Below are 12,368 nucleotides of genomic sequence, written 5' to 3'. Positions count from 1 at the left end.
GTGGTAAAAGTAAAAATTTGCGGTTTAAGAAGGCTTGAAGATATCTATTATGCAAATCAGTTACAGCCAGATTTTATAGGTTTTGTATTTTCTGAGAGCAAAAGAAGAGTTGATTTGAAAGAGGCATTGGAATTTATAAAAAGGCTCAGAGAAGGGATTAAAAAGGTAGGAGTTTTTGTAAATGAACCCGTTGAGAAGGTCATGGAAATAGCTGAAAAATTAAAGCTAGATGTCTTGCAGTTTCACGGCGATGAGACACAGGAGTATATAGACAATTTTAAAAATTTCATTGTCTGGAAGGCTATAAGAATAAGAAGCAAAGTTGACCTAAAAAAGACAGAGGAATTTAAGGTGGATGCCTTTTTGTTTGACTCATTCTCCGAGAAAGGATATGGAGGTACAGGAGAGGCATTTGATTGGAATATCCTTAAAGCATACAAAAGAGAAATACCGGTTGTTTTGTCAGGAGGGCTTAAGGAGGAAAATGTTGAAGAGGCGATAAAACTAGTAAGACCTTACGCCGTCGATGTGTCGAGTGGCGTTGAGGTTGGGGGATATAAGGACTTTAATAAAATGAAGTCATTTATTGAGAAAGTGAGGGGTGTTGTATGAAAGGTAGGTTTGGAAGGTTTGGAGGGCAGTATGTGCCGGAGACAGTTATGAATGCTCTTATAGAGTTAGAGAGAGAATTTGAAGAGGCAAAGAAGGACGAAAAATTCATGGAGGAGTACAGATATTATCTTAAAGAATACTCAGGAAGGCCTACGCCTTTGTATTATGCAGAAAATCTCACTAAAAGGCTGGGTGGCGCGAAAATTTATCTAAAAAGAGAAGACCTCAACCACACAGGAGCTCACAAGATAAACAACGTATTGGGACAGGTGCTTTTGGCAAAGCGAATGGGCAAAAAGAGAATTATAGCTGAAACAGGAGCAGGACAGCACGGAGTTGCTACTGCTACAGCTGCTGCTATGTTTGGAATGGAATGCGAAATATTCATGGGAGAAGAAGATATAAAAAGGCAGGCACTAAATGTGTTTAGGATGAAACTTTTAGGGGCAAAAGTGACAGCTGTTACTTCAGGTACAAGGACATTGAAAGATGCAGTGAATGAGGCCATAAGGGATTGGGTCACTAATATAGAAACTACCTTCTATGTGATTGGCTCTGTGGTAGGACCTCATCCATATCCCACTATGGTAAGAGATTTTCAGCGAGTTATAGGGGATGAGACGAAAGAGCAAATCCTTGAAAAAGAAGGTCGACTTCCTGATTATGTGGTTGCCTGCGTGGGAGGAGGCAGTAATGCCATGGGAATATTCTATCCTTTTATTGAAGATAAGGAAGTGAAGTTGATAGGGGTAGAAGCGGCAGGAGAAGGTATAGAGACAGGGAAACACGCTTCAGCAATGGCAAAAGGTTCAGTTGGGGTGCTCCACGGCATGATGACCTATCTCCTTCAGGATGAGGAGGGGAAAATTCTACCTGTTCATTCGATATCGGCAGGGCTTGATTATCCAGGAGTGGGGCCAGAACACGCTTATTTGAAGGAGATAGGAAGGGCAGAGTACGTGTATGCTACAGATGAAGAGGCTTTGGCAGCCTTTATGGACCTGTCTCAGACAGAAGGGATAATACCAGCGCTAGAAAGTGCACATGCGCTGGCTTATGCTATGAAATTGGCTAAGAAATTGGATGAAGACAAGATAATTGTAGTAAATCTTTCTGGAAGAGGGGACAAAGATGTAAATACCGTCGCAAAAGTAATGGGGGTGGAATTGTGAATAGAATTGATAGAAGGTTTGATGACCTCAAAAAAGAAGGTAAAAAAGCCCTTATAACTTTCATTACTGCCGGAGACCCAGACATTGATACAACTTATGATATAGTTTTAGCCCTTGAAGAAGCAGGAGCGGATATAATTGAACTTGGTATACCCTATTCTGACCCCTTGGCCGATGGGCCGACAATCCAAGCTTCTTCCCAGAGAGCTTTGGCTAAGGGAATAAAAATTAAAGATATAATGGATTTGGTAATGAGAATAAGAGAAAAGAGCGACATTCCTATTGTCTATCTTGTTTATTACAACTCTGTCTTCAAATACGGCATAGAGAAGTTTTTGGAGGATTCGAAAAACGCAGGAGTTGATGGACTCATTATTCCCGACCTCCCTTTGGAGGAGAGGAAAGAAGTCTTGGATGTAGCTGATAAGTACGAAATTTATTTAATACCTCTGGTAGCTCCTACTTCAAAGGAGAGAATAAAGGCAATTACTGAAAACGGTAAGGGATTTGTATACTGCGTGACTCTGACTGGAGTTACGGGAGCGAGAGAGGAAATTGCAACAGACCTTGAGGAATACATGAGGCTGGTATCTTCATATACTAGCATGCCAAAGGCTTTAGGGTTTGGCATATCAGGACCCGAAATGGCAAGAAAGCTTAAAAGTTTGAGCGATGGAATTGTGGTAGGAAGCGCTATTGTAGAAAGAATTGCTAAGGGGTATAATAGATGTGAAATGTTAAAAGAGGTAAAGGAATTTGTGTCAAGCTTAAGAGAAGTCTTGTGAAAGGTGATAAGTATGGAATTTAAAATAGTGGGAAATAAAGATAAAAAGCCGAGTGTAAAAATAGGGGAGGTAACCGTTGGAGAGGAGAAACTTATAATTGCAGGCCCTTGTGCAGTGGAAAGTGAAGAAATGCTTGTAAAGACAGCCGAAAAGGTCAAAAGCTGTGGAGCCAATGCATTAAGGGGCGGGGCTTATAAGCCTCGCACATCTCCCTATTCCTTTCAAGGTTTGGGCATTGAAGGGCTCAAACTCTTGAGAAAAGTAGGAGATGTTTTTAAACTCCCTATTGTGACAGAGGTTTTAGATGTGAGGGATGTGGAGATTGTTCAAGAATACGCAGATGTTTTGCAGATCGGTTCAAGGAATATGCAAAATTTTCCACTTCTAAAAGAGGTAGGGAAGACTAAAAAAACTGTCCTTTTAAAGAGAGGGTTTTCTGCAACTTATGAAGAATGGCTTTATGCAGCGGAATACATTGCAATTGAAGGGAATACCAGCATCATTTTGTGTGAAAGGGGTATAAGGACGTTTGAAACTTATACAAGAAATACCTTGGATATAGCAGCAGTTCCTGTAATCCATGAACTTTCAAATCTTCCTATTATTGTAGATGTAAGTCACGGTACAGGGAAGAGAAGCTTAATTATCCCAATGGCAAAGGCAGCCCTCTGTGCTGGTGCTGACGGAATAATGGTAGAAGTGCATCCTGATCCTGAAAAAGCTTTGTCAGATGGTGAGCAGTCTCTCAATTTTCTTGAATTTGAAAATTTAATGAGAGAAATAAAAAGGTGTTGACATTTGAAGGAAATGAGGCTATAATTTAAGTATCAGATAATGATTATCCATAGAAAATAATTTTAGAAAGCAGGGATAATATGGTAGAGGTAGGCAAAAAAGCCCCTGATTTTGTGCTTCCAGATGCTGATGGTAGACAGGTATCTCTTTCAGATTTTCTTGGGAAAAATGTAGTGCTGTACTTTTACCCAAAGGACAATACTCCAGGGTGCACCAAAGAGGCAGTTGCTTTTAGGGACAGTATAAAGACTATAGAGGATAAAAATGCGGTTGTCATCGGAATAAGCTTGGATGACGAGGCTTCTCACAGAAAGTTTATTGAAAAGTACAGTCTTCCATTTGTACTTTTAAGTGACAAAGAGGCAAAAGTATCAACTGAATATGGAGTGTACAAAGAGAAGAATATGTACGGTAAAAAGAAAATGGGGATAGAGAGGTCTACATTTATAATAGATTCAAAAGGGATTGTGAGAAAGATATTTAGAAAGGTAAAAGTGGATGGGCATGTGGATCAAGTTTTAAAAGCGCTTGATGAAATAAAAGAGGGAGTGTAAAAAGCTCCCTCTTTACACTTTATCTAGAGCCTGTTTAAAGTCTCTTATCACATCTTCTATTTCCTCAATTCCGACAGACACCCTTATGAGTCCTTCTGAAATTCCAAGAGCTTTTAATTCTTCTTTGCTCAAAGCCCTGTGGGAAGTGGACTTCGGATGTGTTATCATGGTTTGAACTCCTGCCAGTGATGGAGCAAATTTTATAAGTTTGAGCTCCTGCATGAATCTATTTACAGATTGTTCACCACCGTCAATTTCAAAGCTCAACATGCCTCCAAATTCATCCTTAAAAAGCTTTTTGGCGATGCTGTAATCAGGGTGAGAAGGCAGTCCTGGATAGAAGACCTTTTTCACTTTTGGATGGCTTTCTAAAAATTCGGCCAATCGCATTGCGTTTTTGCAGTGCTCTCTCATCCTTAAAAACAGTGTTTTAGCACCTCTTAAAGTGAGCCATGCGTCAAAAGGACTCATAGAGCCTCCAAAATTGTGGACTATTCTCCTTGTGCGGAAAATAAATTCTTTATTTCCTGCTATAAGTCCTCCTATTACATCACTGTGTCCGTTTATGTATTTTGTGGCGCTATGTATTACAGCATAAGCGCCGACTTCTAAAGGCCTTATCAGGTAAGGAGTTGTAAAAGTATTGTCTACTATAAGTTTTAATCCGTGCCTTTTTGCTATTTTTACAACTTCTTCAACGTCAAATACTCTTATCAAAGGATTTGTCATGATTTCCATGTATATGACTTTTGTATTTGGCTTGATAGCCTTTTCTACAGATTCTAAGTCTGAAAAATCCACCAAACTTATTTCCATTCCCAATCTCTTAAACTCCAAATTAAAAAGGCTGTTTGTTCCTCCGTATATGTCTTTTGCCGCGATTATGTGGTCTCCTGAATTTACTTCTGCCAGGAGAGCTGAGGAAATTGCTGCCATCCCTGAAGCACAGGCTTGCCCTGCCTCTGCTCCTTCTAAATTTGCAATTAATTCTTCTACAGCAGTTTGGTTTGGGTTTCCAAGCCTTGTGTACATATACCTTGAAGGATTGCCGTCTAAGTAATCATAAACTTCTTCAAGAGTATCAAAAGTAAATACAGAAGTTTGATATATAGGGAGAGTTTTGGGTTTTGGAGGAATTTTTTCATCCACATAATTTCCAATATGAACTACTTTTGTTTTGAAATGAAGTTCCATATTATCACCCTCAATTTTCAGATTTTAACTCTATCATAATATGGGAAAAATTAAAAGTCAATAACCCTTTCTTTGTGATGGATTTTGTTGTAAACTATTAAAAAGAAGGATTAATGCATATTAATTAAATTAAGAAATTTGAGTAAAAGGAGGAAATAGCAGTTGAATGATAAAGAGGAAAAAAGAGACAAGGATAATCTGCTTTTAATCGTTATAAAAAAGCAACTTGACCAGATGGCTGAGCTTATGGAGAAAATGAAAATAGCTGACTATGTAGAGCTTATGCAAAGTCCTTATAGGCTTTTGTGGCTAAATTTTATAGGGGGAGTTGCGAGAGGTTTTGGAATAGCAGTCGGTTTTACAATACTTGGCGCAATTATCATATATATCTTACAAAAATTAGTTGTATTAAACCTGCCTCTAATAGGGAATATTATAGCTGATATAGTTAAGATTGTACAGCAAAAATTGTACTGACAGGAGCTGATTATAGTGGATAATGAAAAATTGATGCATTTTAAAAATTTACTTCTTAAGGAGAAAAACAAGGTGTTATCTACCATACACAGGATGAACTTAAACGATGGGATAGGGGGAATTGCTCAGAGGGAATACTATCAGGAGCTTTCTCTTTTGGACAATCATCCAGCTGATATGGCTTCAGAGGTTTACGAAGTAGAAAAAAATTACGCTTTAAAAGACAATGAAAAAAATATACTGCGCCAGATAGAAGATGCACTTCAAAAAATAGAAAATGGGAATTATGGAATTTGTGAGAATTGTGGGCAACCCATAGAGGAAGAAAGACTTGAGGCTATTCCCTATACTACTTTATGCTCCTCCTGTGCAAAAGAAAAGGACTTAAGCTTAAAGGATTTGAAAAATTCAAGACCCAATGAGGAAAAAGTCATAAAATACCCCTTTGGATGGGGATACAAGGACAAAAAAGGAGAGATACAGTTTGATGCTGAAGACTCCTTTCAAGAAGTTGCAAGGTTTAATAAGACAAAAAGCGGTTCTGACCATTACGAAGAGGTATACGACGAAGAAAATGCAGGGTATGTAGAGGAGACGGACAAGATAAGCAACGAAGATTATAAAAAGACTTTGTAAAAGGCACTTAAAAAGAGTATAAGTGCCTTTTACTCTCCTATTATCTTTACCAGTACTCTTTTTTTCCTTTTTCCATCAAATTCTCCGTAAAAAATTTGTTCCCACGGCCCTAAATCTAGTTTCCCATCTGTTATTGCCACGACAACTTCTCTTCCCATAATAGTTCTTTTTAGATGGGCATCGGCATTGTCTTCATAGGTGTTGTGATAGTACTGCTCATAAGGCTTTTCAGGAGCCAGTTTTTCTAAAAAATTTTCAAAGTCTTTATGTAATCCTGGTTCGTCGTCATTTATAAAGACACTGGCAGTTATGTGCATGGCATTGCAGAGAAGAAGACCTTCTTTTATTCCGCTTTCTCTTACGCATTCTTCCACGAGAGGAGTGATATTGATAAACTCTCTTCTTTTTTTGGTTTCAAACCAGAGTTCTTTTCTATAGCTTTTCACCTTCCGACTCCCCTTTCAGAAGTTTTGTCTACAGGATATATTTTACCATAGTTTTGTTGCTTTTTTGAAAAAAGGAGTTTTGAAATTGAAGGAGAAATTTTTAAATGATAAAAATGTAGGGGAGGAAAAGAAAATGGATTTTAAAATATTGAAAGAAAAACTAACTCAATCGAATTTGACGGTTGTGCTGACAGGAGCAGGGATATCGAAAGAAAGTGGGATACCTACTTTTAGAGGAGAAGATGGGCTATGGAAGAAGTACAATCCAGAAGAACTTGCAACGCCATGGGCTTTTCAAAGAAATCCTGTTCTTGTTTGGGAGTGGTATGATTATAGAAGAAAGATAATTTCTAAAGCGAAACCCAATAAATGTCATCTGCTCATTGCAGAGTTTGAGGAAAGGTTTAAAAATGTAAGAGTAATTACGCAAAATGTAGATGGCTTACATGAGGCAGCAGGGTCTACAAATGTGATAGAACTTCATGGGAATATATAGAAAGTAAAATGCACAAAATGTGACTTCAGAGGCATAAATAGAGAAGTGCCTTTAAGCAAAATACCTCCTGAGTGCCCGAAATGCGGATCTATTGTAAGACCAGATGTGGTCTGGTTTGGTGAACCTCTCCCATCTGATAAGCTTACAGAGGCTATGGAGCTGTCACAAAGAGCAGACCTTTTTATTGTGATTGGTACATCTTTAATGGTGCAGCCTGCAGCTTCTCTTCCTTTTCTGGCCCTTGAAAGAGGAGCTTTTGTAGTAGAGGTAAGTCCTGAAGAGACTCCACTTTCAAGGAAAGCACATCTTTTTTTCCAAATGGGAGCGGTTGAATTTGCCATGAAATTTGAAGAGAAGGAGGGATAAAAAATAAAAGGGCACACATTTATGTGCCACTGAACTTCTTGAGGTGATTGATAAGCTTTTTCTTTTCTTTTTCAGGAATTTTGTCCCAATTATTTGATACTATTGCAAACCTCTCATTAAGATAAATAACCTGGGGTGGAAGGAATGATTCCTCTTTATAGCCTGCTACATACGAATGCCTTTTTCCCATAATTTCCACCAGCCACAAGCTCACGCCGTACTTTGATTTTATTAAGTCTGAGAGCCTGGTAAATTCTTCGATCAATAGCTTCTTAGAAGTAGAGGTCTCTTTCTCCATTCTGTATCCTCCTGTAATACTCCATGAGCTTTGAAAATACTTCTGCGGGAACTCTTTCTTTGATTTCTTCAATTTCTTTCTGTATTACTTGTTCACCGGCTATTTTTGTTTCCTCGCTTGCAAAATCGTCCAGCCATTCTCTAAAAGTGAGTACGGCGTTTAGCTTGCAGAAAACAGCTTCTCTTCCTGTTTTTAAAAGGGTCATTATGTGTTTGCCTGTTCTTCCACATCTGTAACCTGCTGTGCAGAAACTTGTTATATACCCCATTTTTGCCCGTTCTCTTATCAATTCGTCCAGGCTTCTGGTATCCCCTAGCAGGAACTGCTGTCTCTCTGCTTCCTGCTCGGTGTACCTGTCAGAGTAGGCGCCTATTCCAATTTTTGTAGAAGCATCCGTTTGAGTGACTATGCCCATGGAGAGAATTTCATCCCTTAAGTGAGCAGGTTCTCTGGCGGTTAGAATCATACCAGTATAAGGTACAGAAAGCCTTATGACAGCTATTAACTTTTTGAAATCTTCATCAGATACTTTGTATTTTGATTCTTGAGCAAAAGGTGTATTAGCAGCAGGTTCTAACCTTGGGAAAGATATGGTATGAGGTCCTATGCCAAAAAATTTCTCTAGATTTCTTGCGTGATATAAAAGACCCATTACTTCAAATCTCCAGTCATAAAGTCCAAAGAGCACTCCCAAAGCTACATCGTCAACTCCTGCTTCCAGTGCTCGGTGGTGACAGTACAATCTCCACTGATAATGGGATTTTATGGTTCCTTCTGGGTGTAGCTTTTTATAGGTCTCATGATGATAGGTTTCTTGGAAAACCTGATAGGTTCCTATTCCTACATCCCGAAGCATTTCTAATTCTTCTATAGACATGGGGGCGGCGTTTACATTTACTCTTCTTATCTGCCCATATCCATTTTTTGTTTTAACTTTGACTTCATATATAGTTCTTATTGTATCTGCAATATATTTAGCATCTGTAGTAGGATGCTCACCATATACTGCAATTAAACGCTTATGGCCTATTTCTCCTGCTAGAACTTCTGCTTCTCTTCTTACTTCTTCTAATGTTAACCTTCTTCTTTTGATGACTGTATTTTCTCTCCTAAATCCGCAGTAGACGCAATTATTTACACACAGGTTGCTGCAATAAAGGGGCGCAAAGGTTACAATTCTGCTGTCATAAACTTTTTTCTTGATTTTTGCTGCTGCATCAAAAATTTCTTGCCATAGTTCAGGATCTTTAACATTGAGAAGAGCAGCCGTTTCATCAGGTTCAAGAATTTCTATTTCTAGTGACTTTTGAATTATTTCTCTTATCCTCTGCTTATCAGGATTCTGGTTTTTCCTCAGTTTTTCCCATATTTCTTCGTCGTCAATGAAGTCTCTTCCGTTTTCAAGATATCTGGTGATTTGTTCCTCTTTGATTACTCCTTCCATCCATTTTTTCTCTTTTTCACTAAGCACAACAGCCATTTTTAAATTTCCTCCTTCCCTTGCCCTCAGAGTACCTCCTTGGGCTCAGCATTTCAATTACATTATACAATAGGATTGTTAAATTTTCAACAAAAATGATGAATATAATTATTGTCCTATGAAATCTTACTAAGTACAAAAAATAGAATTGCTTTTGCTTTTAAGTTAATATATCATAAGAATAGACCCACTCTATAAGTGACCTACTCCCGAGCATTTTTATTTTCCTCCAATCCTCCCAAGGTGAATTTTGCTGGGAGTGGGTCAATTGTACATTATTAACCACATAATAAAAGTACAAAAAATTGCTTATATAGCAATTGGTGGGGGTTGGATAATAATACTAAATGTTGTCTTTTTGAGAAAGAGTGGTGAGAAAGTATAAATGACCATATATGATTTTGAAGACTATATCGATGAAATAATTTTAGATAGAGGTTACGATTACTATGTTGGAGGAAACATAATAGACCTTTATAATTCCGGAAAAAATGAATATATTTTTAAAATTCAAGGTAGTGATGACTATGAGGTTATGGTAAAACTAGATGACAATGGGGAAATTCTCTATTCAGAATGTAATTGCCCCTATGATTATGGTCCTATTTGTAAACATCAGGTAGCAGCTTTTTATAAACTGGTGGAGATTTTTAGCAGTCAAAATGAAGCTTCAAATGTACAGAAAAGAGCTAAAGAACAGCAGGATATAAAAGAAGTATTAGACAATCTTTCAAAAGAAGAGTTAATAGATATTATAATGGATTTAATAGGAGACGATGAAACTTTAAAAAATAGGATCGTCTTAAGATATTCAAAGGTTGACAGTAAACAAGAACTTATAAGGTGCAGAAAACTAATAAATTCTATTGTTAGGAAATATAAGGGCAGAGATGGTTTTATTTCCTATAATGAAACATATGATTTTGTAAGTGAAATGGAAGATTTATTGTGGAAAGCCAGAGATACTGAAGATATATTCTTAGCATTGGATATTGCATTTTTAGTACTTGAAGAAGCGATACAGGCTTTTGAATACGCAGATGATTCGGGTGGAAGTATAGATTTGTTGGTATCAGACGCCATAGAAGTTATAGGAGACATAGTATTCCGGAGCGAAAACTTAGATATAAATTTAAAAAAGGAAATATTTAGTAGGTTATTGACATTAAGTGAAAGTAAAATTTTTGATGGATGGGAAAGTTACAGAATTGATATACTTTGGCTTTGTGCTGACTTTGTTGACATAGAGGAACTGAGAGATAAACTGGTGTCGAAAATAGAATATCTTGTAAGTAATTGGTCTACCGAGAATCGCTATGGAAAATATATTACTGAAAAATTACTTCAAATTCTTTATGTGATAAAAGAGAGATATGGGAGTAGAGAAGAAGCAGAACAATTCGTACAAGAACATCTTGAATTTGACTTTTTTAAAGAAGTGTTTATTCAAAAGTGTTTTAGAGAAAAAGAGTATGAGAAAGTCATAGAGTTAGCTTTAAAGTGGGAGGAACAAGACAGGCAATATCCTGGTTTAGTATCAAAATGGAAAAAGATGAGATATGAAGCCTATAAAAAGCTTTCATTAAAAGAAGAACAAATGAAATTGGCAAAAGAGCTTTTGTTTGATGGAAATTTTGAATACTATCGAGAACTAAAGGAATTAATTACTGGCGATAGAGCAGAGTTTTACAATAATTTAAAACAAGAATTAAAGAACTATAAGGGATGGCATGGGAAAGATATTTATCTTAAGGTCATATTAGAAGAAAATGACTTGGATGAGCTTATGGAGTTTGTAAAAGAAAACCCAACAAGAATAGAAGAATATGCAGATAAGCTAAAAGATAAGTTTAAAGATGAAGTTATTGAAGTGTACAAAAAATATATAAAACTTGCTGCAAGCTCTTCATCAAATAGAAAAGACTATCAAAAAGTATGTGGAATACTTAAAAGATATAAAAAAATAGCAGGAGAGCAAAGCCAAAAAGAAATTATAAATGAGCTAATGAGGTTGTATAAAAAAAGACCAGCATTTATTGATGAACTTAGCAAAATTAAGTAAGGCAGGACCAAAGAGACTCTTCATTAAAATAATGGGAAAAATATAAGGGGTATTATTTATGGGGAGAACTAAGCAGAAAGTAAGATATAAACTTAATAGTGGTGGGATTAAGAGCTTAAGTGATGAAGAAATTAAGGTTATACTCCGCGCGGCAGATGAACTGATTGGAACAGGTGGACGCAGTATGCTGGCAAAGATCCTTAAGGGTTCAAAAGATAAAAAAGTTTTAAAGTATGGTTTGAACAAATGTCCTTCTTATGGATATTACTGTGAACTTACGAGGGAGGAAATAACCAAACGGATTGACTGGATGATAAAGTCAGGCTATCTTAAAATTGAGTACAGTGGGAGACTTCCAGTGCTTATCTTTACGGAGAAAGGTTGGGAAATTGAACGTGAAACTTATGCAAATGAATTGTTAAATAAACTCACAGAGATTTTGGAAGATCAAGATTATAGTTTTGTTTATGAATTAAAAGATAGAAACCGAGGGATGATACTTCTTTTAATCGAAAAAATCAAGAATACGAAGAATGCCAGGTTTATACCCCTATTGAAAGAATGGAAGAGAATAGAATATAAAAAGGTTCAAACAGAGCTTCAAAAAGCAATTAATTATTTAATGGAAGTTGGATTTTGAGAAATTTTGTGATATAATTACTTTAACCTATTCTATTCTAAAAATTAAATACTCAAGTGCTAGGGGAGCCAAAAATGGCTGAGAGGGGATTCGTTCCCGACCCTTAGAACCTGACCAGGGTAATGCCTGCGAAGGGAAGCACGTTTTACGAAATTTGTAAAAAGTGCTCACCTTTTCAGGTGGGCATATTTTATTATTAAAAACTTCAAGGAGGTCAAAACAGTTGAAATTAGTAGTAAAAAATGATATAATTTTAATTAGGTGATGATGAATGTTATTAACTATAAAAAAGGTTAAAGAGCTGTATGATATAAGCAGAATTACATTAATAAACTGGGAAAAGGAAGGATTAATA

General features: G+C 36.8%; 14 protein-coding genes, 1 pseudogene and 1 riboswitch. Of the genes and pseudogenes, 11 read left to right on the top strand and 4 right to left on the bottom strand.

Annotated elements, in window-relative coordinates; translation table 11 throughout:
• The 5 genes from EV203_RS09435 to bcp all read left to right on the top strand — a co-directional run bounded on the left by EV203_RS09435 (position 1) and on the right by bcp (position 3,918).
• Positions 1 to 612, top strand: coding sequence for a phosphoribosylanthranilate isomerase (locus EV203_RS09435; protein ID WP_132040258.1), 612 nt, complete (start codon positions 1 to 3; stop codon positions 610 to 612).
• On the top strand, positions 609 to 1,784 hold the full coding sequence (gene trpB, locus EV203_RS09430) for a tryptophan synthase subunit beta (RefSeq protein WP_009610092.1): 1,176 nt from the start codon (positions 609 to 611) through the stop codon (positions 1,782 to 1,784). Before EV203_RS09435 ends, trpB begins: the two co-directional genes overlap by 4 nt.
• Positions 1,781 to 2,569: a tryptophan synthase subunit alpha gene (gene trpA / locus EV203_RS09425; RefSeq protein WP_132040256.1), complete on the top strand. Its 789-nt coding sequence runs from the start codon at positions 1,781 to 1,783 to the stop codon at positions 2,567 to 2,569. The genes trpB and trpA overlap by 4 nt, the downstream gene beginning before the upstream one ends.
• A 12-nt stretch (positions 2,570 to 2,581) precedes the next feature.
• Positions 2,582 to 3,364 (top strand): 3-deoxy-7-phosphoheptulonate synthase, encoded by a 783-nt coding sequence (gene aroF / locus EV203_RS09420; protein WP_009610067.1) that lies wholly within the window; start codon positions 2,582 to 2,584, stop codon positions 3,362 to 3,364.
• A gap of 80 nt (positions 3,365 to 3,444) precedes the next feature.
• Positions 3,445 to 3,918 carry a thioredoxin-dependent thiol peroxidase gene (gene bcp / locus EV203_RS09415; RefSeq protein WP_011025812.1) on the top strand — a complete coding sequence of 158 codons (474 nt, stop codon included), beginning with the start codon at positions 3,445 to 3,447 and terminating at the stop codon, positions 3,916 to 3,918.
• A gap of 12 nt (positions 3,919 to 3,930) precedes the next feature.
• Here the strand turns inward: bcp and EV203_RS09410 are convergent, their stop codons facing one another.
• Positions 3,931 to 5,112 carry a trans-sulfuration enzyme family protein gene (locus tag EV203_RS09410; RefSeq protein WP_132040254.1) on the bottom strand — a complete coding sequence of 394 codons (1,182 nt, stop codon included), beginning with the start codon at positions 5,110 to 5,112 and terminating at the stop codon, positions 3,931 to 3,933.
• 234 nt (positions 5,113 to 5,346) lie between these two features.
• Here EV203_RS09410 and EV203_RS09405 point away from each other — a divergent pair, with 234 nt between their 5' ends.
• Together EV203_RS09405 and EV203_RS09400 are read left to right on the top strand one after the other, a co-directional pair.
• A complete protein-coding gene (locus EV203_RS09405; RefSeq protein WP_043883910.1) occupies positions 5,347 to 5,589 on the top strand; it encodes a DUF5665 domain-containing protein in 243 nt (80 codons plus the stop codon).
• Positions 5,590 to 5,604: 15 nt separating this feature from the next.
• Complete coding sequence (locus EV203_RS09400) at positions 5,605 to 6,225, top strand: yteA family sporulation protein (protein ID WP_132040250.1); 621 nt, start codon at positions 5,605 to 5,607, stop codon at positions 6,223 to 6,225.
• Between the two features lie 29 nt (positions 6,226 to 6,254).
• On the opposite strand, the gene EV203_RS09395 is transcribed toward EV203_RS09400, so the two are convergent.
• On the bottom strand, positions 6,255 to 6,671 hold the full coding sequence (locus EV203_RS09395; RefSeq protein ID WP_022588004.1) for a secondary thiamine-phosphate synthase enzyme YjbQ: 417 nt from the start codon (positions 6,669 to 6,671) through the stop codon (positions 6,255 to 6,257).
• Positions 6,672 to 6,804: 133 nt separating this feature from the next.
• On the opposite strand from EV203_RS09395, the pseudogene EV203_RS09390 reads away from it, so the two are divergent.
• A pseudogene (locus tag EV203_RS09390) lies at positions 6,805 to 7,533 on the top strand (SIR2 family NAD-dependent protein deacylase).
• Positions 7,534 to 7,552: 19 nt separating this feature from the next.
• Here the strand turns inward: EV203_RS09390 and EV203_RS09385 are convergent.
• Positions 7,553 to 7,831, bottom strand: a complete 279-nt coding sequence (locus tag EV203_RS09385) for a hypothetical protein (RefSeq protein WP_132040248.1) — start codon at positions 7,829 to 7,831, stop codon at positions 7,553 to 7,555.
• Positions 7,806 to 9,311, bottom strand: coding sequence for a [FeFe] hydrogenase H-cluster radical SAM maturase HydG (hydG, locus tag EV203_RS09380; protein ID WP_132040246.1), 1,506 nt, complete (start codon positions 9,309 to 9,311; stop codon positions 7,806 to 7,808). Before hydG ends, EV203_RS09385 begins: the two co-directional genes overlap by 26 nt.
• A 385-nt stretch (positions 9,312 to 9,696) precedes the next feature.
• Between hydG and EV203_RS09375 the strand changes: the two genes are divergently transcribed.
• The 3 genes from EV203_RS09375 to EV203_RS09365 all read left to right on the top strand — a co-directional run.
• Positions 9,697 to 11,373 (top strand): SWIM zinc finger family protein, encoded by a 1,677-nt coding sequence (locus EV203_RS09375; protein ID WP_132040244.1) that lies wholly within the window; start codon positions 9,697 to 9,699, stop codon positions 11,371 to 11,373.
• Between the two features lie 58 nt (positions 11,374 to 11,431).
• Complete coding sequence (locus EV203_RS09370; RefSeq protein WP_011025805.1) at positions 11,432 to 12,013, top strand: RQC domain-containing protein; 582 nt, start codon at positions 11,432 to 11,434, stop codon at positions 12,011 to 12,013.
• A 51-nt stretch (positions 12,014 to 12,064) separates the two neighbouring features.
• Positions 12,065 to 12,167: riboswitch (TPP riboswitch) on the top strand.
• A gap of 117 nt (positions 12,168 to 12,284) precedes the next feature.
• Positions 12,285 to 12,368 (top strand): MerR family transcriptional regulator (locus tag EV203_RS09365; protein ID WP_481752970.1); only part of this gene is annotated, 84 nt, incomplete at its 3' end.

It is taken from the genome of Caldanaerobacter subterraneus (assembly GCF_004345675.1).
Classification (GTDB): Bacteria; Bacillota; Thermoanaerobacteria; order Thermoanaerobacterales; family Thermoanaerobacteraceae; genus Thermoanaerobacter; species Thermoanaerobacter subterraneus.
The sequence above is the reverse complement of the archived record's forward strand: the minus strand, read 5'-3'. Positions and strand labels throughout refer to the sequence as shown.

Excerpts from the sequence above, each read along its gene's own strand:
- trpB (WP_009610092.1), top strand. The coding sequence starts at position 609 with ATGAAAGGTAGGTTTGGAAGGTTTGGAGGGCAGTATGTGCCGGAGACA.
- aroF (WP_009610067.1), top strand. The coding sequence starts at position 2,582 with ATGGAATTTAAAATAGTGGGAAATAAAGATAAAAAGCCGAGTGTAAAA.
- bcp (WP_011025812.1), top strand. The coding sequence starts at position 3,445 with ATGGTAGAGGTAGGCAAAAAAGCCCCTGATTTTGTGCTTCCAGATGCT.
- EV203_RS09410 (WP_132040254.1), bottom strand. The coding sequence starts at position 5,112 with ATGGAACTTCATTTCAAAACAAAAGTAGTTCATATTGGAAATTATGTG.
- EV203_RS09405 (WP_043883910.1), top strand. The coding sequence starts at position 5,347 with ATGGCTGAGCTTATGGAGAAAATGAAAATAGCTGACTATGTAGAGCTT.
- EV203_RS09385 (WP_132040248.1), bottom strand. The coding sequence starts at position 7,831 with ATGGAGAAAGAGACCTCTACTTCTAAGAAGCTATTGATCGAAGAATTT.
- hydG (WP_132040246.1), bottom strand. The coding sequence starts at position 9,311 with ATGGCTGTTGTGCTTAGTGAAAAAGAGAAAAAATGGATGGAAGGAGTA.
- EV203_RS09375 (WP_132040244.1), top strand. The coding sequence starts at position 9,697 with ATGACCATATATGATTTTGAAGACTATATCGATGAAATAATTTTAGAT.
- EV203_RS09370 (WP_011025805.1), top strand. The coding sequence starts at position 11,432 with ATGGGGAGAACTAAGCAGAAAGTAAGATATAAACTTAATAGTGGTGGG.